This is a genomic window from Deinococcus radiopugnans ATCC 19172, from assembly GCF_006335125.1.
Taxonomy (GTDB): Bacteria; Deinococcota; Deinococci; order Deinococcales; family Deinococcaceae; genus Deinococcus; species Deinococcus radiopugnans.
On record NZ_VDMO01000007.1, the window covers coordinates 91,074 to 113,783 of the forward strand.

At 66.5% G+C, this 22,710-nt stretch carries 19 protein-coding genes; 12 read left to right on the forward strand and 7 right to left on the reverse strand.

Annotation, left to right across the window (positions count from 1 at the left end; genetic code table 11):
- Positions 1-54: 54 nt before the first annotated feature.
- Positions 55-1,044, reverse strand: a complete 990-nt coding sequence (locus FHR04_RS08015) for an adenylosuccinate synthetase (RefSeq protein WP_139402311.1) — start codon at positions 1,042-1,044, stop codon at positions 55-57.
- 649 nt (positions 1,045-1,693) lie between these two features.
- Here FHR04_RS08015 and FHR04_RS08020 point away from each other — a divergent pair.
- Positions 1,694-2,599 carry a hypothetical protein gene (locus tag FHR04_RS08020; RefSeq protein WP_139402313.1) on the forward strand — a complete coding sequence of 302 codons (906 nt, stop codon included), beginning with the start codon at positions 1,694-1,696 and terminating at the stop codon, positions 2,597-2,599.
- A gap of 366 nt (positions 2,600-2,965) precedes the next feature.
- Here FHR04_RS08020 and ppsA read toward each other — a convergent pair whose 3' ends face one another.
- Together ppsA and FHR04_RS08030 are read right to left on the reverse strand one after the other, a co-directional pair.
- A complete protein-coding gene (gene ppsA, locus FHR04_RS08025; protein ID WP_139402315.1) occupies positions 2,966-5,338 on the reverse strand; it encodes a phosphoenolpyruvate synthase in 2,373 nt (790 codons plus the stop codon).
- Positions 5,339-5,507: 169 nt separating this feature from the next.
- Entirely contained in the window at positions 5,508-6,611 is a 1,104-nt protein-coding gene (locus tag FHR04_RS08030; protein WP_249039031.1) for an RNA-guided endonuclease InsQ/TnpB family protein, read from the reverse strand.
- Between the two features lie 247 nt (positions 6,612-6,858).
- Between FHR04_RS08030 and FHR04_RS08035 the strand changes: the two genes are divergently transcribed.
- Entirely contained in the window at positions 6,859-7,674 is an 816-nt protein-coding gene (locus FHR04_RS08035; RefSeq protein WP_039684997.1) for a pyruvate, water dikinase regulatory protein, read from the forward strand.
- Position 7,675: 1 nt separating this feature from the next.
- Here the strand turns inward: FHR04_RS08035 and FHR04_RS08040 are convergent, their stop codons facing one another.
- Together FHR04_RS08040 and FHR04_RS08045 are read right to left on the reverse strand one after the other, a co-directional pair.
- Positions 7,676-8,638, reverse strand: coding sequence for a nuclease-related domain-containing protein (locus FHR04_RS08040; protein WP_139402319.1), 963 nt, complete (start codon positions 8,636-8,638; stop codon positions 7,676-7,678).
- 37 nt (positions 8,639-8,675) lie between these two features.
- Positions 8,676-9,434 (reverse strand): AraC family transcriptional regulator, encoded by a 759-nt coding sequence (locus FHR04_RS08045; protein WP_139402321.1) that lies wholly within the window; start codon positions 9,432-9,434, stop codon positions 8,676-8,678.
- Positions 9,435-9,513: 79 nt separating this feature from the next.
- Here FHR04_RS08045 and FHR04_RS08050 point away from each other — a divergent pair, with 79 nt between their 5' ends.
- From FHR04_RS08050 to FHR04_RS08080, 7 genes are all read left to right on the forward strand, one after another.
- Entirely contained in the window at positions 9,514-10,488 is a 975-nt protein-coding gene (locus tag FHR04_RS08050) for a proline racemase family protein (protein WP_211344181.1), read from the forward strand.
- Positions 10,485-11,594 (forward strand): NAD(P)/FAD-dependent oxidoreductase, encoded by a 1,110-nt coding sequence (locus FHR04_RS08055; RefSeq protein WP_139402323.1) that lies wholly within the window; start codon positions 10,485-10,487, stop codon positions 11,592-11,594. Before FHR04_RS08050 ends, FHR04_RS08055 begins: the two co-directional genes overlap by 4 nt.
- Positions 11,587-11,841, forward strand: a complete 255-nt coding sequence (locus tag FHR04_RS08060; RefSeq protein WP_139402325.1) for a (2Fe-2S)-binding protein — start codon at positions 11,587-11,589, stop codon at positions 11,839-11,841. Before FHR04_RS08055 ends, FHR04_RS08060 begins: the two co-directional genes overlap by 8 nt.
- Positions 11,831-13,129, forward strand: coding sequence for an FAD-dependent oxidoreductase (locus tag FHR04_RS08065; protein ID WP_375782571.1), 1,299 nt, complete (start codon positions 11,831-11,833; stop codon positions 13,127-13,129). Before FHR04_RS08060 ends, FHR04_RS08065 begins: the two co-directional genes overlap by 11 nt.
- A gap of 58 nt (positions 13,130-13,187) precedes the next feature.
- The gene (locus tag FHR04_RS08070; protein WP_039684988.1) at positions 13,188-14,105 is read left to right on the forward strand and encodes a dihydrodipicolinate synthase family protein; all 918 of its coding nucleotides are present in this window, start codon (positions 13,188-13,190) and stop codon (positions 14,103-14,105) included.
- The gene (locus tag FHR04_RS08075) at positions 14,102-15,622 is read left to right on the forward strand and encodes an aldehyde dehydrogenase (NADP(+)) (protein WP_139402327.1); all 1,521 of its coding nucleotides are present in this window, start codon (positions 14,102-14,104) and stop codon (positions 15,620-15,622) included. Before FHR04_RS08070 ends, FHR04_RS08075 begins: the two co-directional genes overlap by 4 nt.
- A gap of 106 nt (positions 15,623-15,728) precedes the next feature.
- Positions 15,729-17,177, forward strand: coding sequence for an alpha-amylase family glycosyl hydrolase (locus FHR04_RS08080; RefSeq protein ID WP_139402329.1), 1,449 nt, complete (start codon positions 15,729-15,731; stop codon positions 17,175-17,177).
- A 10-nt stretch (positions 17,178-17,187) separates the two neighbouring features.
- Here the strand turns inward: FHR04_RS08080 and FHR04_RS08085 are convergent, their stop codons facing one another.
- Positions 17,188-18,078 (reverse strand): MDR/zinc-dependent alcohol dehydrogenase-like family protein, encoded by an 891-nt coding sequence (locus FHR04_RS08085; protein WP_139402331.1) that lies wholly within the window; start codon positions 18,076-18,078, stop codon positions 17,188-17,190.
- A 55-nt stretch (positions 18,079-18,133) separates the two neighbouring features.
- Between FHR04_RS08085 and FHR04_RS08090 the strand changes: the two genes are divergently transcribed.
- Positions 18,134-18,955 carry a MerR family transcriptional regulator gene (locus tag FHR04_RS08090; protein ID WP_139402333.1) on the forward strand — a complete coding sequence of 274 codons (822 nt, stop codon included), beginning with the start codon at positions 18,134-18,136 and terminating at the stop codon, positions 18,953-18,955.
- Between the two features lie 39 nt (positions 18,956-18,994).
- Here the strand turns inward: FHR04_RS08090 and FHR04_RS08095 are convergent, their stop codons facing one another.
- A complete protein-coding gene (locus FHR04_RS08095) occupies positions 18,995-19,690 on the reverse strand; it encodes an amino acid ABC transporter permease (RefSeq protein ID WP_139402334.1) in 696 nt (231 codons plus the stop codon).
- Positions 19,691-19,766: 76 nt separating this feature from the next.
- On the opposite strand from FHR04_RS08095, the gene FHR04_RS08100 reads away from it, so the two are divergent.
- A complete protein-coding gene (locus tag FHR04_RS08100; RefSeq protein ID WP_139402336.1) occupies positions 19,767-20,984 on the forward strand; it encodes a 23S rRNA (cytosine(2499)-C(5))-methyltransferase in 1,218 nt (405 codons plus the stop codon).
- 229 nt (positions 20,985-21,213) lie between these two features.
- Positions 21,214-22,680, forward strand: a complete 1,467-nt coding sequence (gene cysS / locus FHR04_RS08105; RefSeq protein WP_276341367.1) for a cysteine--tRNA ligase — start codon at positions 21,214-21,216, stop codon at positions 22,678-22,680.
- Positions 22,681-22,710: the final 30 nt, after the last annotated feature.

Genomic DNA, 22,710 nt, shown 5'->3' on the forward strand with positions numbered 1-22,710 from the left:
AATGAGCGAGTCAGTCGATTGTGGGAGGCGAGTCAGTTGGGTGTGGGGAGCAAGTCAGTCGCCTGGGGGAGATTTGTTCCGCTGGAGTGGCAGGCCACCGATCCAGGCCGGGGGGGCTTGAATAACAACGATGGAGGCCAGCCACTGATCCACGGCTCCTGACACCCCGGCTCCGGTTCGCATCTTCGCGGCGTCGCGCTCCGCGTAATGCCAGTGATCGAGGATGCCCAGACCCTCTAATTTATCCAATGCTGCCTCGAAATACTCGCGTGGTCGCCTGCGATTCCCCGAAGACCGCATATGTGCCACTGTGGGCAATAGACAGGCCCAGGTCAGAAGCTGCCCAACCCTGATGCGCTTTTCTGTTCTGCGCTGAGGGCCATGATGATCAATGCGGTACCAGTAGGCCAGTTCTTTGCCGATCTGTTTGGCCCACAGGTTTGATCCCCTGGCGCTCAGCGCAGTCAACACCGATGGCATGGGTGCGTAGGATCTGTGGAAATAATCTACCCACGCACCGAGCGCTATGTCCCAGATCACGTGACAGGTCACACCTCGCAGTGTGCGCTGTTCCCGTTTGCCCATCACAGCGATCAGCCGCTGGGAGTACACCCGCTGCAATCCAGATGTCTTTCGCCCGTTTTTCCCGACGCGTTTGAGACTTCGCTCCACGGGTGAAATCTCGATGCGGACGCGTTCGATGTGTTTCAACGCACTCTCGATTTCGAGGAGGTCACTCGTCCTGACCCCGCCGTGCGGGTGGAGCTTGTACCCCAGGTCTCTGGCCACCGTCCGCGCGTCGAGCGAAACCGCCTGGTAACCATCTGCATTCTTGCCCCTGTGAATCTCGGCCCGAAGAAGCGTCCAGACGTCAGCCGTCCGTGGACCGAGCTTGCTGAACTGCCTCATCAGTTCATCAAACAGGTCAAGGCCCTCGTCGTGATAGCTGATAGTTATCCCGGGCTGTCGTTCCCGGTAGACCGGCAAGCCACCTTCTATCTGCCACACATCAGATGTCCTCAGCGCTCTTTCAGCCACCATCATGGGCCGAGCCGATGGGACCAAAAGCATGTGCCCTGTCAGTTCAGGCTTATCTACGTTCATTGGCGCCCTGTGTCTTTCCTGCTCACTGACAAGGTGACGCGGGGGCGCTGCTCCTGATATGTATTGACCGGCTTACCTAACTTCTGACCTGCCCAGGGTGAGGGCAACCAAGATGCCCACGTGTCAACCACGGCTGGGGCGCTCACGAATCTTCGTTATCGCGAAGGTTGTCGGTGCAGCGACGGATAACATCATGGTATGGCAGTAGTGCGTCCGTTGCTCCTGTGCCGTTCACGGCAGGGAAACCGCTCATTTCAGTCGCCCTGGGCCATTTGGCCAGACATCATTCGATCAATAGTGGATACGGGGAAATACAGGTGACGCTTTCCAGGTCTGACAACAGGAACTGTGCCCGCCCTCGCAAGGGCATAGAGCGCGTCGCGGGAGTAAGCGATGTAACCGTAGTGCTCTTTCTGATATGTCAGGACTTCAGGAACAGTTAGCAACCTTTTCATGGTCATACCGATCTCCTTCGTACAAGCGCATTTGGTCTTGGCTTGTAAAAGAATCATATGACTTCGCCTATAACATAATCAACGCTCAAAACCGTGACGTTTGCGTGACCTGGGCGGACAAAATGGGGGAATCCATGGCAAAAATTCAATATTTCGACTTTGAGTGGCAGCGGCCCAAAGTCGTCTTACAGCTTTCACCCCTCGACGCGCGCCAGATTTTGGATCATCCAAGAGGACACTGGTCTGCTTCGGATGGCACTCCTATTGCGGATGCGATTGATGTTCAGAGTGGCCTTTTGCTACTTCCGTCAAGCACGGAATGGGAAACAGTTCGTTTGATGGACAGCAAAAACGTGATTGAAAATTTCATTATTCGTAATCCGAGTATCCGTCAAATTCGCCACTTAATCAAAAAATTTGGCCGTATGAAAAATAATGGTAGGGTCGAGGACGAACTAGAGCTCACACAAACTCGTGTCTCTGTGGCCCAAACTTTGGAAGACTCATATGTAGTGGAAAGTGCTGGCATCTGGATAGAGAATATTAGTCTTATTTATGCTGCAAATCGTGTATATATCTATAAATTGGGAATGTTAAGCACAGAAGAATTTATTTATGATATTTCCAGTATCCAGAATAAGGTGTTTCAGGATCATTTTTTGAAGCGGGCTGCGCTGAAAACTTCTGCTGACCGTATGAAGATCTTGACGGATAGTAAGAAATCTACAAAGGAACAGGATGACGTCCTGCAAGAAATATATGTATCGGTATATGAAGACATCTTAAATACAAAGTTATCCAATATAGATATCTCGATTACTTTAAGTTTTGGAAAAGAGGGAAAAGTGCAGACACATATGAAACCGAAAAATCTTGAAGATGCGCTTTGGCTCGCTTTCGCGCAGTATGTTTCTGGTGCTACGGAGCTACGCCAGTGTATCCGGTGTGAAAAAGTTTACCCGCACCGTGGCCATAAGGATCGCCAGTACTGCGGTGGGGCGTGCCGCCAGGCGGCAAGTCGAGCGAGAAGAGGCTTGTAGAGTGCAACATCTGTGCAACAACCGGACCCGGATGAGTACGTATCGCCTCAGGTGATTTCGGGGCTACGACTTGAAAATATGCCGCCTATACGTACTTTCTCCTACCACCTCCAATCAGCCTTGACTTTTGATTGGATACTCTTAATCAGCGGGTTGTAGGTTCGATTCCTACACGATCCACCACACGGAAACGCAGCCTCAGCGCTGCGTTTCTTTTATGTTGCCGCTCTTCTTGGAAATGCGCTGAAACTGGCAGGTGTATAGGTTTGACGGGGAGGCATCAGTCCGCCGTCTGTACGGCTGAAAGGCGGGGAAGCAGTTGAACTTCTGCTTCCCCGCCTTTCTCTTCCTGCTCGTCAACTCCACTCAGGCGCTGGCGGTCTCTCCCGGCTCCTGCGCCAGATGTAGCCAGGTGCTCAGCACCGAATCCGGGTTCAGGCTCACCGAGTCGATGCCCTGGTCCATCAGCCACTGGGCCAGCGCCGGGTGATCGCTCGGCCCCTGCCCGCAGATGCCGATGTACTTGCCCGCCCGCTTGGCTGCGGCAATCGCCTGCGCCATCAGCGCCAGCACTGCCGGGTCCTGCTCGTCGAACAGGTCCGCCACCAGGCCCGAGTCACGGTCTAGCGCCAGCGTGAGCTGGGTCAGGTCGTTGCTGCCGATGGAAAAGCCGTCGAAGTGTTCCAGGAACTGCTCGGCCAGGATGGCGTTGCTGGGAATCTCGCACATCATGATGATCTTCAGGTCATTGACGCCGCGCTTGAGGCCGTTCTTCTCCAGAATCTCCAGCACGGTTTTCGCCTCGCCCACGGTGCGGACGAAAGGAATCATAATCTGCACGTTGGTCAGGCCCATGTCGTCGCGCACGGCCCGCATGGCGTCGCATTCCAGCGCGAAGGCGGCGGCGAAGTCGGGGCTGCGGTAGCGGCTGGCCCCCCGGAAGCCGATCATCGGGTTTTCCTCGTGAGGCTCGTAGGCCGCGCCGCCGATCAGGTGGGCGTACTCGTTGCTCTTGAAGTCCGACAGGCGCACGATCACCGGTTTGGGCGCAAACGCGGCGGCGATGTTCGCCACGCCTTCCATCAGCTTGTCGCGGAAGAAATCGCGCGGCGAGGCGTAGCCGCGGATGCGCTCGTCGATGGCGGCCTTCACGTCCTGCGGGACGTCCGGGTAATCCAGCAGGGCACGCGGGTGAACGCCGATCACGTTCGAGCAGATGAACTCCACGCGGGCCAGCCCCACGCCCTCGTTGGGCAGCGCCGCGAACGAGAAGGCGCGGTCTGGCGAGGCCACGTTCATCATGATCTTCATGGGGACGTCGGGCATGGCGTCCAGCTCGATGCGGTGAACCTTGAAGTCACGCTGGCCCTCGTAGACGTAGCCGGTGTCGCCCTCGGCGCACGACACCGTGACGGTCTGCCCGCTTTTCAGCTCGCGGGTGGCATTGCCGCTGCCCACCACGGCAGGAATGCCCAGCTCACGGGCGATGATCGCGGCGTGGCAGGTGCGGCCGCCCCGGTTGGTCACGATGGCGCTGGCGCGTTTCATCACCGGTTCCCAGTCGGGGTCCGTCATGTCAGCCACCAGCACGTCGCCGTCCTGCACGCTGTCCATCTGCGAGATGTCGCTCACCACGCGTACCACGCCGCTGCCGACGCGGTTGCCCACGGCGCGGCCTTCGATCAGGACCGTGCCGCCGCCCTCGATCTCGAAGCGCTCCAGCGTGCGCCCGCTGCGGCTCTGCACCGTTTCGGGGCGGGCCTGCAGAATGTAGATCAGGCCGTCGCGCCCGTCCTTGCCCCACTCGATGTCCATGGGGCGGTCGTAGTGGTCCTCGATGGCGACGCACTGCCGCGCCAGTTCGGTCAGGTCATCGTCGGACAGGCAGAAGCGCTGCGCGTCTTCGGGGGAGACGTCCACGCTGTCCACGCCGCCGCCGTCCGCGTAGATCATCTTGCGGGCCTTGCTGCCCAGGGTGCGGCGCAGCACGGCCTGCTTGCCCGCCTTCAGCGCGGGTTTGTAGACGAAGAATTCATCGGGGTTGATCGCGCCCTGCACCACCAGTTCGCCCAGGCCGTACGCGGCGGTGACCAGCACGGCGTCGCGGTAGCCGCTCTCGGTGTCCAGGGTAAAGGCCACGCCCGACACGCCCAGATCGGTGCGGACCATGCGCTGAATCCCGGCGGACAGCGCCACCTCGGCGTGCGCGAAATCGTGATGGACGCGGTAGCTGATGGCGCGGTCGTTGTAGAGACTGGCAAAGACGAGGCGGACGTGGTGCAGCACGCTCTCGATCCCGCGCACGTTGAGGAAAGTCTCCTGCTGCCCGGCAAAGCTGGCCTCGGGGAGGTCCTCGGCGGTGGCGCTGGAGCGCACGGCCACGTCGGGATCACTCACGCCGGACTCGTGGGCCATGCCCTCGTAGCCCTCACGAATGGCGTCTTCCAGCGCTTTCGGCAGGGCCGCGCCTTCCACCCAGCCGCGAATCTCCTTGCCCGCCGCCGCCAGCGCCACCACGTCGTTGACGTCCAGCGCCGAGAGGCGGGCGTTGATCTTTTCCTCAATGCTGTTCTCGCTCAGAAAGGCGCGGAAGGCGTCGGCGGTGGTGGCAAAGCCCCCCGGCACCCGGACCCCGGCCCCGGCCAGCCCGTGAATCATCTCGCCGATGGAGGCATTCTTGCCGCCCACGGTGTCCACGTCGGTCATCCTTAGTGTCTGGAACGCTCTGGTCATCTGCATGGGTTTTCTCCGTTGATGTGGGGAAGAACGTGTAGAAAGCAGTCGGATTAGTGTTGGGGGAACGCCCGCAGTTTAGCGGGTCTGGCGGTTCAGGACGCGGGCTGTTCCGCTGAGGGAGACACCCGGCCATGAACGTGTGACCACTCCCCGTACTGAAGTACGGGGCTTCTCAGACCACGGCATGCGATACCCCGCTACCGTTGAGGGCTGAAGGGACGGCCCGTCCCAGAATGTTCTTCGCCGCGTTATGGTCGGCATTCGCCCTGTGACCGCACTGCACGCACCTGAAGTTCGCTTGATTCACACGGTTCTCCTTCCCCGTATGACCGCAGGCGTTGCACCGTTGGCTCGTGTAGCGGGGGTCTACAGCGATGACTCTCCGGCCAGCACTTTCAGCCTTGCTGGAGAGTTGAAACAGAAATCCGGCCCAGCCTGCATCGAGGATGGAACGGGCGAGGTTGCTCTGGGCCATGCTGCCCACTTGCAGGTTTTCGTGCGCGATGACGTCGTGTTCGTCGACCAGCTTCCGGGCCGTCTTGTGCTGAAAGTCAAGGCGCTGCCGCCTGACCTTGCGGTGTATTCTGGCGACCGACTGAACGGCCTTACGGCGACGCTTGCCGCCTTTCTTGCGGCGGGCCACGGTGCGCTGCTGGACGCGCAGCTTTTTCAAGCTGCGCCCCAGGTGGCACGGGTTTTTGATGAACTCCCCGTCCGAGGTGACGGCGAACCACGTCGTTCCCAGGTCAATCCCGACGCTGCAACACGTGGCCGGGAGCGGGGAAAGTGGGACTTCGCAGGTGTAGACCGCGTACCACTGATCGACGTCCAGCACGATTTGGAGGGACTTCGGCTTGCCTTCGAGCGGACGGTGCAGCTTGATCTTGACGGCTCCGATCTTGGGGATGTTGATACGGCGTCCCTCGTCTACGGGCTTGCCGCAGGCTGTCCAGTCGCCTTTTTTGTTGTTCCAGCACTGTTTGAACTTGAAACTATCCCACCTTTGGCGGGGTTTAAAACGGGGGAAGCCTGCCCGCTTTGCGCCCTTCTTGACGCGACTAAAGAACGCCTTATACGCTCTGTCCAGGCGGTCAAACACGTCCTGCAAAACGTGGCTGTAGACGCCGCCATACTCTGGACAAGCCTCCTTGAGGGCGGTGAGTTCGCGCTGCTGATCGTAAGCCGAGAGGGTCTTGCCGTGCTTCCGGTAGGCTTCCCGGCGCTGTTCCAGGCCCGCGTTGTACAGCGTGCGGGTGAGGCGCAATGTCTCAAACATGGCGGCCTCCTGAGGTTTAGTGGGGTACAGGCGGTATCGAAATACACGCACGGTGGTATTCTGTTGCATGTGAGGCGGCCTCAATCCGCTTCGCCACGCTCCCGGCTGCTTGAACAGCGCGGGGGCATTGCTCGTTTAGCTTAGCACAGAACCAGGGGCCTCGGCTTCGTCACCTTAGCGGGCTGGTGTCGCTAGACCCCGCTCTAAAGAACGGGGCATGTGCGTCACTTTCTGTCACCCTGGAGCCATGTCCACCCCGCCGCCCCGCCCGGTGCTGATCGTCAGTGATCACACCGGCCTGACCGCCGACAACATCGCCCGCGCGCTGCTGTCTCACTTTCCGGGGCAGCCGCTGCGCTACGTGGCCCGGCCCTTCACGGCGGACGTGGCGGCGGCGCGCGCCGTGGCGCAGGAGGTCACGGCGCTGAGTGAGGCGGGGGAACGCCCGATCCTCTTCACCACCATTACCCAGCCTGAAGTCCTGGCCGAGTTGCAGGCCGCCCCCGCCCGCCTGTTCGACCTGTTGACCCCCGGCATCAACGCGCTGGAGGACGAGCTGGGGCAACCGGCGGCGCGCACGGTGGGCGGCTATCACGACATGCACGACACCGGCGCGTACCTGGGGCGCATGGAGGCGCTGGACTTTGCGCTGGCCACCGACGACGGCGTCGGCGACCGGCAGTACGGGCTGGCCGATGTGATTCTGGTGGGCGTCAGCCGGGTGGGCAAAACCCCCACCAGCCTGTTTCTGGCGTTGCAGCACGGGGTCCGCGCCAGCAATTACCCGCTGGCCGAGGACGACTTCGAGCGCGACAGCCTGCCCCTGCCGCTGGAGAAGCACCGCGACAAGCTGTACGGCCTGACCATCGACCCGCGAAGGCTGCACGCCATCCGCACCCAGCGCAAGGCAGGCAGCCGCTACGCCAGCCCCGAACAGTGCGAATTCGAAGTGCGCCGTGCCGAACGGCTGTTTCAGCGCGTGGGCCTGCCGGTGCGCGACACCACCAGTACCAGCGTCGAGGAGATCGCGGCGGGGGTTCTGAACGCGTTGCGGCGGCGATAGCTCAGGGATTGGTCCAGTACGACCACTGATGTCCACCAGCACACGCCGCCGTGAACGCTGCGCCGCTTTTGCTCAGGCGGGCGGGTTGTTGGCAGGTGGGGCAGATGGGCCTGGCGGGGGTGTTGCCGCTGCAGACTGTGCACTTGAAGTAGTAATTCTTGCCGTACTGAATGGAAAGCTGGTCGGACCCGCACTGGCGACAGGTGGGTGTGTGCACAGCAGTAGGAAGGGCAGGTGCAGCAACAGGCACGCAGTGGGGAGGGAAGGTCACCCCGGTGAGTCCTCTGGGCGGGGCGGGATGGGGAACTGCCGGCGCTGACGCCGTATCAGCTTGAACGTCTCTGGCCGGGACATGCCTGTTCCGCAGAAAGGCGCAGATGCGGGTCATCTCGGTGTCGCTGAAAGCGAAAGCCGTGAGGCTTCCACGCAGCTGATTGACAGAGTTCTGTACCCGCTCGGGCACCTGATCGGCCTTCACCACCTCTGGGACCTCGGTCTTGCGGTTGATCCGCCCACCGTCAGAGATCGCCACCAGCACCTCGCGCCGCATGGCACCGAAGGTCCGCTGCTTCAGGCCGAACAGACCCCTGTCCAGCAGCTCGGCGGTGTGCTCGTCCAGCAGGGCGCACAGCAGCTCAAGCTGTCTGCGTCCCTGAAGCACAGGCGACGGCATGCCCCGGCCCTGACGGTTCCACCAGCGCGTCCACTCGCCCTGTTCGTTCACGCTGATCTGCCCGGCGACGCTCTTGCTTTCCACCACCACCAGTCCAAAACGCAGCACGATCAGGTGATCGATCTGGGCCACCTCGCCCCCACGCTCCACGCGCAGATTGTTCAGGACAAGTTTGTTCGGGTCTTCGCCAAAGGCCCGCTTCAGGTAATGGGCCATCTGCCGCTCGGCCTCGTACCCCGCGCGGCGCAGCGGATCGGTATGGTTCTGCGTCTCCAGCTCTTTGATGATCATGGACACGCAGTCTAGAAACTAGCGTCTGACATGACCCTCACCCCTCGCCCCGGATAAATGCCCGGTACCCGCTGGGTGTCAGGCCCACTGCGCCCTTGAACGCGCGGGTGAAGGCGCTGTGGTCAAAGTAGCCGCACTCGACGGCAATCTGCGCCACCGACAATCCGGTCTGCGCCAGCAGCGCCGTGGCTGCCCCAATGCGCGTGCGCGTCAGCAACTGCGTGGGCGTCAGGCCGTACACCCGCCGGATCTGGCGCTCGAAGGTGCTGACGCTCAGGCCCGCGCTCCGGGCCAGTTCCGGCACGGTGGGCGGCGCGGCGTACTCGGCCTCTATCCGGGCGGTGGCGGCGGCCAGCCCACGGGCGGAGGCGTGAGAGCGCGGCAGGTGAAGATCGCGCGACAGGCCCAGCAGGCCCACCGGCGCCTGCGCCTCAATCAGCGTGCGTTTGGTGGTGAGGCACCAGCCCGCCGCGCCGCCGGGGTACAGGTGCAGTTCCAGGTGTTCGGTCAGCGTGCGGCCCCCCAGAACAGCGGTGTCCTGCTGGGTGTAGGCGGCCCCCAGCGACGCCGGAAAGACCTCGTCGGCCCGCAATCCCGCAACGCTGGGCCGGCCCAGGCGCTCCAGCAGCGTGCGGTTGGCGTACAGGTAACGGCCCTGTGCATCTTTCACGAAGACCACGGTGTCCGGTAGATAGTCCAGCACGTCCAGCAGCGCGTCCAGGCCCAGCCGCCGGACGGCCTCTGGCAGCGCCTGATGCCGCTTTGTACCCGTGGGAAAGGCGGAGGGCGCAGGCATGCCCCATTGTGCCGGATTCGGCAGCTCGGCCTGCGGGTTTCGCCAAGACAGGCGGCCCGCCGGGGGCGTACCGTGAGGCATGTCGCCCGCCGCCCAGGTTCTGCACCGCCTCCGCTTCGTGGATTCCCATTCGGCGGGCGAGCCGACGCGCGTGGTGCTGGACGGCTTTCCGGAATTGCCGGGCGAAACCCTGGCGCAGCAGCGTGAGGCCTTGAGCCGCGACTTTGACCGCTGGCGCACCCTGGTCAATCTGGAGCCGCGCGGCAATGATGTCTTGGTCAGTGCCCTGCTGGTGCCACCCAAGTCGCCGGATTGCGTCACGGGCGTCATCTACTTCAACAACGCCGGGCCGCTGGGCATGTGCGGTCACGGCACGATGGGCGTGGTCACGACGCTGGCGTACCTGGGGCGCATCGGCCCCGGCGAGCACCGGATCGAGACCCCGGTGGGCGTGGTCACGGCGACGTTGCACGAGGATGGCCGCGTCAGCGTGGCGAACGTGCCCGCGTATCGCCATCTCAAGGATGTCGCCGTCACGGTGGACGGGCTGGGCGAGGTGCGCGGCGACGTGGCCTGGGGCGGCAACTGGTTCTATCTGGTGGACGTGGGCGAGCGGGCGCTGACCCTCGACGACATTCCGGCCCTGACCGACGAGACGTTGCGGATTCGCCGGGCCTTGCAGGAGGCGGGCGTCACCGGAAAGGACGGCGCGGAGATCGACCACATCGAACTGTTCAGCACAGTGCACAACCGGAACGGGGGCGGCGTCCACCGCAACTTCGTGATGTGTCCCGGCGGCGCGTATGACCGCAGTCCCTGTGGCACCGGCACCAGCGCCAAGCTGGCGTGTCTGGCGGCGGACGGCGGGTTGCGCCCCGGCGAGGTCTGGCGGCAGGAAAGCGTGATCGGCAGCGTCTTTGAAGGCGTGTATTCGCTGAACGACGGTCAGGTTCAGCCTGTGATCACCGGGCAGGCGTTCGTCACCGCGCAGGGCGAACTGATCGTGCAGCCGGGCGATCCCTTCGCGTGGGGCATCGGTGTGGAGGTGCAATGAACGCCATCGTCATCGGCGGCGGCATGGTGGGCGCGGCCTGCGCGCACGCCCTGGCGCGGCGCGGCGCGCGGGTCACGGTGCTGGAGCCGGGGCCAGTGGGCGGCGGCGCGACGGCGGCGGGCATGGGCCATCTGGTGGTCATGGACGACAGCCCCGCGCAACTGGCCCTGACCTCCCGCAGCCTGGAACTGTGGGAGGCGCTGGCCCCGGCCCTGCCCCCCCAGGCCGACTCCCGGGCGTGCGGCACGCTGTGGGTGGCGAGCGACGACGAGGAACTGGCGGCGGTGGAACCCAAACGGCAGGCGTATCTGGCGGTGGGCCGCGAGGCGACGCTGCTGGACGCCGCCCAACTGGCCCGCGCCGAACCGGGGTTGCGCCCCGGACTGGCCGGCGCCCTGCGCGTGCCGGGCGACGGCGTGGTGTATGCCCCGGTGGCCGCTCAGTTCTTGCTGGAGAGGGCGGGCGCCACCGTGCGGCGCGAGGCGGTCACGGCATTGATCGAGGGTGGGGTCAGGCTGGCGAGCGGCGAAAGCCTGTACGCCGACGTGGTGGTGGTGGCGAACGGCATCGGGGCGGTGGACTTGCTGCCCGACTTGCCCCTGCGGCAGCGCAAGGGCCACCTGCTGATCACCGAACGCGGCGCCCCCAGGGTCAACCACCAGCTTGTGGAACTCGGCTACCTGAAAAGTGCCCACGGCGGCGACGGGGACAGTGTGGCCTTCAACGTGCAGCCGCGTCCCACCGGGCAACTGCTCGTCGGCTCCAGCCGCCAGTTCGAGCGTCCAGACCGTGACATCGACTGGCCGCTGCTGCGCCGGATGCTGCGCCGCGCCGCCGAATTTCTGCCTGCGCTGGCGCAGACCTCCGCGCTGCGGGTCTGGACGGGACAACGCTGTGCCAGCCCGGATCACCTGCCGCTGATCGGGCCGCACCCTGATCTGGACGGCGTGTTCCTGGCGACGGGGCATGAGGGGCTGGGCATCACCACCGCGCTGGGCACGGCGGAGGTGCTGGCCGCGGGGCTGTTTGGAGGGTGCTCCGAACTGCTGGCGCACGACTTCTCGCCGGCCCGCTTCGCCCGCCTGCCGGAGGCCGTCCATGCCTGAGCTGACGCTGGACGGGATGCGGGTGACGGCTCCGGCTGGAACCACCGTGCTGGCGGCCCTTCAGAATGCGGGCCTCTCGCCGCTGCGCCGCAGCCTCGGCGGCGAAAGTCGCGGGGCGTTGTGCGGTATGGGCAGTTGCTCCGAGTGCCGCGCCGTGGTGGACGGCCAGACCGTGCGAACCTGCCTGACCCCCGTGCGCGACGGCCAGGACGTGCGGCGACTGCTGGCGGTGACCCGTGAAGCCTGAGCCCTGGGCCGCTGTGGTGGTGGGCGCTGGCCCCGCCGGACTGATGGCCGCGCGGACGGCTGCCGAGGGTGGCTTGCGCGTGCTGCTGCTGGACGCGCAGCCCACGCCGGGCGGTCAAATCTGGCGCGGCGCGGCAGCGGGTCAGCAAGGGGCGGCGGGCGAACTGCTGCGCGACGTGGCCTCCCATTCCGGAATCACCGTGCTGAGCGGCGCGGAGATCATTGCGGCGGAGGCCGGGGGGCAGGCGCATACGCTGACAGTGACCACAGCGGCTGGGACCACGGCGGCTGGACTGCGCCAGATTCAGGCCGAACGGGTGATTCTCGCCACCGGGGCCACCGAACGCTTTCTGCCCTTCGACGGCTGGACGCTGCCCGGCGTCGTCGGCGCGGGCGGCCTCCAGGCCATGAGCAAGAGCGGCCTGGACGTGCGCGGCCAGCGGGTGGTGGTGGCCGGCTCGGGGCCGCTGCTGCTGGCGGTGGCGGCGGGGCTGCGGCAGAAAGGGGCGCGGGTGCTCGCGGTGGCGGAGCAGGCGGGGTGGCCGGGTGTGGCTGCCTTCGGCATGGCGGCGGCGCGGCTGCCCGGCAAATCCCGCGAGGCGCTGGCCCTGGCCGCTGGACTGCTGGGCGTGCCGTACTGGGCCGACTGCGCCGTGGTGCGGGCCAGTGGTGCCGATCAGCTCCAGAGCGTCACCCTGCGGCGCGGGCGGCGCGAACTCACGCTGGACTGCGATTACCTGGCCGTCGGCTTCGGGCTGGTGCCGGACACCCGCGTGGCGGCGCTGCTGGGCTGCCCCCTGGATGACGTGGGCGCGGTGCGGGTCAATGCGTGGCAGGCGACGGGCGTGTCCGGTGTCTACGCCGCTGGAGAGGTCTGCGGCATCGGCGGCGTGGACGGCGCCTTGCTGGAAGGCTTCGTGGCCGGGTGCGCCGCCAGCGGTCAGATCGAGCGTCTGCACGATGCGCCGCGCCGCGCCGAGATTCAGCGCCGCTTCCAGATCACGCTGGAGCGCTCCTTCGCCCTGCGCCCGGCCCTTTTGCCCATGCCGTCCCCCCAAACCATCGTCTGCCGCTGCGAGGACGTGCGGCACGGCGACTTGCGCGGGTTCACCGATTGGACGGCGGCCAAACTCCAGACCCGTTGCGGCATGGGCGCTTGTCAGGGCCGGGTCTGCGGCCCCGCGTGCGACACCCTGTATGGCTGGCGCTTTGAGGGCGTGCGCGCCCCGCTGGTGCCGCTGCCGCTGGCCCAGTTGCTGGACGAACCCACCACCCTCAGCCCACCGTAAAACCTGGATGGTCTTCGACGCCTGAACCCCTCAGCCTCTCACCCAAAGGAGCCTCACCATGACCACTTCTCCCTCCCACCCCTTCCGCGGCGTGTTCCCCGCCATCACCACCCCCTTCAATGCCGACGGCAGCGTGGATCACGGCTTCCTGCGCGAGCACGCCCGCTGGATGATGGCCGCCGGCTGCGACGGCATGATTCCGCTGGGTTCGCTGGGCGAGACCAACACGCTGGAGCACGACGAAAAGATGGCGGTGCTGGAAACCCTGGTGGACGCGCTGGACGGCAAGCCGGTGATTCCCGGCATCGCCAGCCTCAGCACGGCAGGCGGAGTGCGGCTGGCCCAGGCGGCGCGGGACGTGGGCTGCGGCGGCCTGATGGCGCTGCCGCCCTACGTGTACACCAGCGACTGGCGCGAGATGAAGGCGCACATGGCTGCGCTGGTGGCGGCCACCGAGCTGCCGGTGATCCTCTACAACAACCCCGGCGCGTACCGCACCGACTTCCTGGCCCCCCAGATTGCCGAGCTGGCCGGGGAACACGCCAACCTGCGCGGCGTCAAGGAGTCCAGTGGGGACGTGCGCCGCGTGACCGCCCTGCGCGCCATTCTGCCGGAATCGGTGGACATTCTGGTGGGGCTGGACGACGCCATCGTGGAGGGGGTGGCGGCGGGGGCCACCGGCTGGATCGCGGGCCTGATCAACGCCTACCCCGCCGAGAGCGTGCGCCTGTTCGAGCTGGCCCGCGATGGCAGGGCGATGGAGGCGGCGGAGCTGTACCGCTGGTTCCTGCCTCTGCTGCGCCTGGACGTGGTGAACAAGTTCGTGCAGCTGATCAAGTTCGTGCAGGAGGAAACCGGGCACGGCAGCGCCCGCGTCCGCGCCCCCCGGCTGGAACTCACCGACGCCGAGAAGGCCGAGGCCCGCGCCGTGATCGAGGCCGCGTCCGGGCGCGTGCCGGTTGGGGTGGGCGCATGACCGCCCGCACCTTCCAGGCGACGAACCCGGCGACGGGGCAGCCGCTGGCCCCAGCTTTTCCGGTGACCACACCGCAGGAAATGGAGGCACTGGTGGCGGCGGCTAGGGGGGCAGCGCGGGCCTTTGCGGCCAGCACGCCCACCCAACGCGCCGACTTCCTGAACGCCGCCGCCGCCGCCATCGAGGCGCGGGCCGACGCCTTCGTCGAGGCGGCGATGGCCGAGGCGGGCCTGCCCGAACCCCGTCTGCGCGGCGAGGTGGGCCGCACCGCCAACCAGCTTCGCCTGTTCGCGGGGGTGGCGGCGGACGGCTCGTGGGTGGACGCCCGCATTGACCACGCTGACCCGGCCCGCAAGCCGCCCAAACCCGATGTCCGCAGCCTGCGCGTGCCGCTGGGGCCGGTGGCCGTGTTCGGGGCCAGCAATTTTCCGCTGGCCTTCAGCGTGGCGGGGGGTGACACCGCCTCCGCGCTGGCGGCGGGTTGCCCGGTGGTGGTCAAGGCGCACCCGGCACACCCGGCCACGTCCAAGCTGGCCGCAGAAGCGATCCGGGCGGCGGCGCAGCAGTGCGGCCTCCCGGCAGGCGTTTTCGGCATCGTCTACGAGGACGGCCACGAGCTGGGCGTGCAACTCGTCCAGCACCCCGACATCCACGCCGTAGGCTTTACCGGCTCGCGGGCGGGGGGCCTGGCGCTGGTGGCCGCCGCCCAGGCGCGTGAGGTGCCCATCCCCGTCTACGCCGAGATGAGCAGCGTCAATCCCAGCGTCTTTACGGCAGCGGCGCTGGAGGCGAACGGCGCGGCCCTGGCGAAAGGGCTGGCCGCCAGCATCAGCGGCTCGGGTGGGCAGCTGTGCACCCAGCCGGGGCTGCTGTTCGTGCCGGTGGGGGAGGCGGGGGATGCGTTCTTGAACGATGTCGCCGCCAAACTGGACGCGACTCCAGCCTGCACGCTGCTCACGGGCGGCATCCTGAACGCCTTCCAGAAAGGGGCGGCGGGACATCTCAAGGCGGCGGGCGTGCAGCCTCTGACCCAGGGTGCGAAGCCGGACAGCGGCGCGCAGCCCCAGTTGCTTAGTGTCCCCATCGCTCAATTCACCCCTGAGCTGGCCGATGAGGTCTTCGGTCCCCTCAGCGTGGCGGTGCGCTATGACCGGCTGGAAGAGGTCACGCCCCTTCTGGCGGGACTGGAAGGCCAGCTGACCGCCACCCTGCACGCCACCGACGCCGAGCTGGACGGGCTGGCGGACCTGCTGCACGTCATGGGCACGCGGGCCGGGCGGCTGGTGTTGAACGGCTTTCCCACCGGGGTAGAAGTGGGCCACGCGATGGTTCACGGCGGCCCCTTCCCGGCCACTAGCGACGGCGGTGCCAGCACCAGCGTGGGCAGCCGCGCCATCACGCGCTTTGCCCGCCTGCGCGCGTACCAGGACTTCCCGGACCGCGCCCTGCCCCCCGAACTGCAGGAGGCCAACCCTTACGGAATCTGGCGCTTGGTGGACGGCGAGCGGACGCGCTGAGGGCGGCAGCGCTCTGAATGCGGGCGAGGGGGCAATGGGGGAGCCATACCCCCATTGCTTCCCCCCGCCCTTCCCATCCGCCGGCATCGCCGGACTAACATGCCCCATGCGGAAAACCATTCTCCTTGGCCTGCTCCTCGGCGCAGCAGGCGCGGCGGCCCAGGGCGGCCTGCCCCTGTCCTCGTTCGAGGGGCAGGTCATGTATCAGGTCATGCCAGACCGTTTCTTCGATGGCAACGCGGCCAACAACGCAGGCGTCAACAAGGCTGACCCGCGCGCGTGGCACGGCGGCGATCTGGTCGGGCTGACCCAGAAACTGCCGTATATCAAGCGGCTGGGGGCCACCGCCGTGTGGCTGACCCCGGTCTACCAGCAACAGACACAGAATTCCTTCGATACCTCGCCCTATCACGGGTACTGGCCCGCCGATTTCCGCAAGGTGGACCCACACTTCGGAACGCTGGCCGATTTCGGGGGGCTGGTCCAGGCGGCACAGGGGGCCGGCATGCGGGTGGTGCTGGATCAGGTGATCAACCACTACGGGTATCTGGCCCCCGCCGTCAGAGAACATCCGGCGTGGTTCAACGGCAAGGCCGAGTGCGACGCCTCGCGCCAGAAGGACAGCGATTGCCCGCTGGCGGGACTGCCGGACCTGAAGCAGGGCAATCCCGAGGTGCGGGACCTGCTGCTGGGCAACGCCCAGTTCTGGCGCGATCAGGGGGTGCAGGGTTTCCGTTACGACGCCATCAAGAATGTGGACGGCATGTTCCTGGGCGACTTGCTGGCCGATGACCGCGCCGCCGGGATCTGGACGCTGGGCGAGTGGTACAACGCCGACACGGGCACGGTGGCCGAGTGGCAGCGCCGGGGCTTCGACAGCCTGTTTCTGTTCAGCCTGCAGGCGGCCATGAAGGGCAGCATCATGTCGGGGCAGGGGCTGGACAGCGTGGCTGCCGTGCTGTCGCGCCAGGGAGAACTGCCGCGCCCCGGTGAGGTGGCGCTGTTTCTGGACAACCACGACGTGCCGCGTTTCGCCCAGGGCTCGCTGTTCGAGGACGTGGGGCAGGCGCGCACCAAATATGGGTTGCGCGCCCTGATGACCCTGCGCGGCGTGCCCGTCATCTGGCAGGGCACCGAGATCGCCATGCGCGGCGGCGCGGACCCCGACAACCGCCGCGACATGCGTTTCGAGGAAAAGTGGACACCCCAGGAGAAGAGTGTGTTCGGGGTGGCCCAGAATGCCATCGCGGTCCGGCAGGCCAATGTGGCCCTGAGCCGGGGCACGCTGGCGCTGCTCAGGACGCCGCAGAGTCTCGCGGACCGGCTGCTGCTGTTCACGCGCGAACACGATGGCCAGCGGGTGCTGGTGGCGTGGCACGGCGGCAAGGAGCGGCGCAGCTATTCGGTCCGGCTGAGCAGCCTGGGCCTGAGCGCCGCGCCGGGCGCAGTCATCCCGACGCTGTTCGCCGGGCAGAACGCCAAGATTCGCGTCAGCAACGGCTTCCTGCACCTGAGCCTGCCCCCCGAGGACGCGGCGGCCTTCAAGCTGGACTGAAGGGTGCGCGTCAGGCCGTCCACTCCACCACCACCGACACCGGACGCGGGAAATGTCGCAGGCGGGCGAAAGTGATGGGCAGCGCGTCTGGCCGGATGGTCTCTGACCATAGACGCTCCAGCACTGGATCGGTGTTTTGCCACAGCCAAGCTGCGTAGGCCGCGTAATCCTCGCCGTCGCCCGAGGCCACGACGCTCAGTTCGCGGGCATGGAAGGCGGGCGGCAACGTGGGCGCCCCCCAGTTGCCGTCGCTGAGTACGCAGCAGCGTCCGCCGGGGCGAAGATGCGCGAGCAGTTCCGCGAAGCCGTGCGGGGCCGCGCTGCATTCCAGCCCCACGTCGTAGGCGTCGTGTGGGAGGTGGCCCGGTGTGGAGGCTGCCGCCGCGCCGAAGGCCAGGGCCAATTCGCGCCGCTGGGTGTCCGGTTCCAGCACCGTCACGTTCCGCACGCCGCGCCGGGTCAGGTTGAACACGCTCAGCAGACCCAGCAGGCCCGCTCCGGCCACCAGCACACGCTCGCCGGGCTGCGGCGTAACCCTGCGAATGCCCTTGTGGGTCTCCTCACCCAGAATGACGGCCAGCGCCTGCCGATCTGGAATGTGGTCTGGAACGGGAACCACCCTCCCGGCCTGGTGAATGCCTGTGCTGGCATGGCCCAGGGTGGTGATGACCCGCACGCCCACCGCTAACCCCACATCCGCCTCTACCTCTGTCACCACGCCCAGCGTCTGATAGCCCAGCCGACTGGGGAACGGCCCATCCCGCGCCACGCTCAACTCCGAGGCCACGCTGATGGCGCTCAGGATCGTTCGCACGCGGACTTCGCCGGAACCGGGCGGCGGCAGCGTCACCTCTTCCCAGCAGAATTCATGCGGGGCGGTCACGGTCAGGCGGCGTGGCACCCCCGTATTCTGCTCCCTTGACCCTCACGTCGCGTCAGCCCTTACGCTGCTGGGCATGGAGGCCACAGGCGCGACCGCAGAGCAGACCTGGACGGTAGGCGAGGTGGCGCTGCTGACCCGCCTGAGCGTCCGCACGCTGCACCACTACGACGACATCGGGCTGCTGCGGCCCGGCGCGCGGACGGAGGCGGGTTACCGCCTGTACACCCCGGCCGATCTGGCGCGGCTGTGGCGCGTGCTGAGCTACCGCGAGTTGGGCTTTCCGCTGGCCGAGATTGCGCGCGTGCTGGACGCCCCGCCCGGTGGCGAAGTGGCGGCCTTGCGAACCCAGGTGGCCCTCCTGCAAGAAAAGCAGCGCCGCACGCAGACCACGCTGGACGCCGCCCTGGTCTACCTACGGGCCGCCGAACGCGGCCAAGGAGTTCCGACTATGACCAACGCAGAACTGAAAGACATCTTCGACGGCTTCGATCCCGCCGAACACGAGGCCGAGGCCCAGGAACGCTGGGGCGACACCGACGCCTACCAGCAGAGCGCCCGGCGCACCAGCCGGTACACCAGGGCCGACTGGGAGACCGTCAAAGCCGAGATGAACGCCATCTACGCCCGCTATCTGGCGCTGATGCGTGCCGGCACACCGCCCCATTCTGCCCAGGCAAAAGCCGTGGCCGCCGATCACCGCGCCCACATCTCGGCCCGCTACTACGACGCCTCGCCAGAGATGATGCGTGGGCTGGCGCAGATGTGGGTGGCCGACGAACGTTTCACCGGCAACATCGACCGTGCGGGTGAGGGACTGGCAGCGTATTCCAGCGCGGCGGTGCTGGCTTGGGCGGAGGGGCTGCGGTCGCAGGACGCGGGAAGCGGTGCGCGGTAAGAGCTTTTTCCCGCCTCCTACATACTGCGTACCGCCCACCTAGATCACCCGCCGTTCCACGCCCATCTGCCCGCGCCCCAGCCGCCGTTCCAGCGCGCGCACCAGCCGGGTCAGGGTAAAGGTCAGCAGAAAGTATACCAGCGCCAGCACGGCGTAGACCTCGAACTGGCGGTAGGTGACCCCGGTGATGTACTTGCCCTGCGCGAACAGTTCCTGCAGGGTCACGGCGCTGGCCAGGCTGCTGCCCAGGATCAGGCTGACGAACTCGTTGCCCAGTGCGGGCAGCGCCACCCGCCACGCCTGCGGCAGCACCACGAAGCGCACGGCCTGCGCGCGGCTCAATCCCAGGCTGCGGCCCGCCTCGATCTGGCCCATCGGCACGCTATTCAGCCCGCCCCGCACGATTTCGGAGGTATACGCCGCCGAGTACAGGCCCAGCGCCAGCACCGCCGCCGGAAAGCCGTCCAGCGTGAGGCCCAGTGCGGGCAGGCCGTAATACACCACGCTCAGGAGCACGATCAGCGGAATGCCGCGCACCACCTCCACGTAGGCGTTGCCCAGCGGCCCCAGCCCCGGCACCCGGAACACCCGCACGATGCCCAGCAGCGTGCCCAGCACCACCGACACGCCCAGCGCGCACAGGCTGACCGCCAGCGTGAGGCCCAGCCCCGACAGCAGCAGGCGCGGATAGTCGCCCGAGAGAATGGTGCGGAATCCTTCGGCTAGATCGGCCATGCGCCCCGCAGTGTAGGACGCGGGGGCCGGGACGCGCCCGCCCACAGCCCCGCGCCCCATCTGCTAGCCTCCGCCCATGTCGGCCCCTGCCCCCGCCCGCCCCCGCCTGCGCCTGCGCGTCACGGCGGCGGCGGAAGGTTACGTGCGCGCCGGGCATCCCTGGGTCTACGAATCCAGCGTGCGCGAGCAGAACAGGAAAGGCGAGGCCGGGGAGCTGGCAGTGATCTACGACCGCCGCGACCGCTTTCTGGCCATTGGCCTGTACGATCCGCACTCGCCGCTGAGAGTGCGCGTGCTGCATGCCGGGCCACCGCTCACCCTGGACGACGCGTGGTGGGCCGCCCATCTGGACGCGGCCCTGCTGAGGCGTGAGCCGCTGTTCGGCCCGGTGGGCGGCGAAGGCGATACGGACGGCCACCGCCTCCTGAACGGCGAGTCCGACGGCTTTGGCGGTTTGGTGGTGGACCGTTACGCGGGTGTGCTGGTGTTGAAGGTCTACACGGCGGCGTGGTTTCCCCATCTGGAGCGAATGCTGGGCCTTCTCTCGGAACGCTTCCCCGACTTTGCGATGGTGCTGCGCCTCAGCCGCAATATCCAGACACTGGCGGCAGCCGCAGGCCTGGCCGACGGGCAGGTTCTGGCAGGTGACCTGCCCCAGAATCCCGTCGTGTTCCACGAATCCGGTTTAGCCTTCGAGGCCGACGTGCTGCGCGGCCAGAAGACCGGCTTCTTTCTGGACCAGCGCGAGAACCGGCGCCGGGTGGAGGGGCTGTCAAAGGGCAGGCGGGTGCTGAATGCCTTTTCCTTTTCGGGCGGCTTCTCGCTGTACGCGGCGCGGGGCGGGGCGGCCGGGGTGGTCAGTCTGGACCTCAGCCCGCACGCGCTGGCCGGAGCGGAGCGCAACTTCGCCCTGAATCCGGCCCTGACCACCCCGCACGAAACGGTGCAGGCCGATGTCTTCGACTGGCTCTCGCAAACGCGCCGCAGCTTTGATCTGGTCGTTCTTGATCCGCCGTCTCTGGCCCGCCGCGAAACCGAGCGGGCCGGGGCCATCCGCGCCTACGGACGGCTGGCGGCGGACGGCATCGCCCGACTGGCCCCCGGCGGCATTCTGCTGAGCGCCTCGTGCTCGGCCCATGTCAGTGCCGAGGAGTTCTGGAACGCGGTGCGCGGGGCGGCCACGGCCAGTGGGCGGAAATGGAAGGAACTTGCGACCACTCGCCACGCCCCGGACCACCACGCCAGCTTTGCCGAGGCCGAGTACCTGAAGGCGATTTACTTGGAGCTGGATTGAACCGGAGGCGGCCGAGGCGGGACGCGGGTGACCGGCGAGGGTTCACATCCAAAGCGTGCGCCTTTCCCCTGCGTGCCCGGCCGATCTGCTAAACTCCTGCCCATGAAGACCGTGTGTTGCCCCTGTTTGCGGTAAAGCAGCGCCTGTCTGCCGTCCGCGCCCTGACATTGCTGTTGAGGCGCGGCTTTTTCTTGCCTTCTCCAACTTTCAGCCCCTCAAGGAGCCGCCCGTGACCACCACCGCCCAGCCGGATTCGAACATCGTCCTGTACGACACCATGCAGCGCCGCAAGGTGCCGTTTACCCCCACCACGCCGGGGCACGTCGGCATGTACCTGTGCGGGCCGACCGTGTACAGCGACGCCCACCTGGGCCACGCCAAGAAGGAGGTGGCCTTCGATGTGATTCGTCGCGCCTTCATGCACTTCGGCTACGCGGTGCGCTACGTGGCGAACATCACCGACGTGGGCCACCTGCAGGACGACAGCGACGACGGCGAGGACAAGATCGCCAAGCGCGCCGCGCTGGAGCGTCTGGAGCCGATGGAAGTGGCCGACAAGTACTTCTGGTCCTTCATGGACGACATGGCCGCCCTGAACGTGCTGCGCCCCAGCATCAACCCGCGCGCCACCGGCCACATCACCGAGCAGATCGCGCTGATCGAGGAACTGATCGAACGCGGCCACGCCTACGAATCCGGCGGCAGCGTGTACTTCGACGTGCGAAGCTGGCCCGAGTACGGCAAGCTGTCGGGCCGCAGACTCGACGATCAGGAGGAAGGCACCCGCGAGGCCGTGCGCGGCGACAAGCGCGACGCCCGCGACTTCGCGCTGTGGAAGCGGGCGGAGGGGGGGCACATCATGCGCTGGCCGTCGCCGTGGGGCGAGGGCTTTCCGGGCTGGCACATCGAATGCTCGGCCATGAGCCTCAAGTACCTGGGCGAGGGCTTCGACATCCACGGCGGCGGCCTGGACCTGGAATTCCCGCACCACGAGGCCGAGATCGCGCAGGCCGAGGCGGCGGGCCACGCCTTCGCCCGCTACTGGATGCACAACAACATGCTGACCATCGGCGGCGAGAAGATGAGCAAGAGTAAGGGCAACTTCACCACCATCGAGGACGTCCTGAAGCGCCATGACCCGATGGTGGTGCGCTTCCTGCTGGTGGGCAGCCACTACCGCTCCATCACCGAGTTTTCCGATGCTGCCTTTGAGGCGGCCAGGAACGGCTATCGCCGGCTGACCGAAACCCTGCACGAGATCGAACGTCGGCTGGCCGATGCGCCGGACGGGAGCGACGCCGCGCTGGAGGGCAAGATCGAGAAGCACGTTCAGGCCTTCGAGGCCGCCATGCGCGACGACTTCAACACGCCCAAGGCGGTGGCGGCCCTATTCGGCCTGAGCGGTGACGTGAACGCGGCGCTGGCGGCGGGCAAGGTGGGCCGGGCCACGCTGACTCGGGCGCGGGGCGCCTTCCGCACCCTGGGCGGCGGCGTGCTGGGCCTGTTTGCCGGAGGCAGTGCCGAGCGGGAGGACGACTCGCAGGTGGTGGACACCCTGATGGAACTGGTCCTGAAGGCCCGTCAGAACTACCGACTGAACAAGCAGTACGCCGAGTCGGACGAACTGCGCGACACCCTGACCGGGGTGGGCGTGACGGTGGAGGACACCAAGGACGGCCCGCGCTGGCGGCGCTAAGGGCCAGCTGCGGGTTGCCAGATGCGGCCT

Coding starts and splice junctions, on each gene's coding strand:
- FHR04_RS08015 (WP_139402311.1), bottom strand. CDS start 1,044: ATGATGGTGGCTGAAAGAGCGCTGAGGACATCTGATGTGTGGCAGATA.
- FHR04_RS08020 (WP_139402313.1), top strand. CDS start 1,694: ATGGCAAAAATTCAATATTTCGACTTTGAGTGGCAGCGGCCCAAAGTC.
- ppsA (WP_139402315.1), bottom strand. CDS start 5,338: ATGCAGATGACCAGAGCGTTCCAGACACTAAGGATGACCGACGTGGAC.
- FHR04_RS08030 (WP_249039031.1), bottom strand. CDS start 6,611: ATGTTTGAGACATTGCGCCTCACCCGCACGCTGTACAACGCGGGCCTG.
- FHR04_RS08035 (WP_039684997.1), top strand. CDS start 6,859: ATGTCCACCCCGCCGCCCCGCCCGGTGCTGATCGTCAGTGATCACACC.
- FHR04_RS08040 (WP_139402319.1), bottom strand. CDS start 8,638: ATGATCATCAAAGAGCTGGAGACGCAGAACCATACCGATCCGCTGCGC.
- FHR04_RS08045 (WP_139402321.1), bottom strand. CDS start 9,434: ATGCCTGCGCCCTCCGCCTTTCCCACGGGTACAAAGCGGCATCAGGCG.
- FHR04_RS08050 (WP_211344181.1), top strand. CDS start 9,514: ATGTCGCCCGCCGCCCAGGTTCTGCACCGCCTCCGCTTCGTGGATTCC.
- FHR04_RS08055 (WP_139402323.1), top strand. CDS start 10,485: ATGAACGCCATCGTCATCGGCGGCGGCATGGTGGGCGCGGCCTGCGCG.
- FHR04_RS08060 (WP_139402325.1), top strand. CDS start 11,587: ATGCCTGAGCTGACGCTGGACGGGATGCGGGTGACGGCTCCGGCTGGA.
- FHR04_RS08070 (WP_039684988.1), top strand. CDS start 13,188: ATGACCACTTCTCCCTCCCACCCCTTCCGCGGCGTGTTCCCCGCCATC.
- FHR04_RS08075 (WP_139402327.1), top strand. CDS start 14,102: ATGACCGCCCGCACCTTCCAGGCGACGAACCCGGCGACGGGGCAGCCG.
- FHR04_RS08080 (WP_139402329.1), top strand. CDS start 15,729: ATGCGGAAAACCATTCTCCTTGGCCTGCTCCTCGGCGCAGCAGGCGCG.
- FHR04_RS08090 (WP_139402333.1), top strand. CDS start 18,134: ATGGAGGCCACAGGCGCGACCGCAGAGCAGACCTGGACGGTAGGCGAG.
- FHR04_RS08095 (WP_139402334.1), bottom strand. CDS start 19,690: ATGGCCGATCTAGCCGAAGGATTCCGCACCATTCTCTCGGGCGACTAT.
- FHR04_RS08100 (WP_139402336.1), top strand. CDS start 19,767: ATGTCGGCCCCTGCCCCCGCCCGCCCCCGCCTGCGCCTGCGCGTCACG.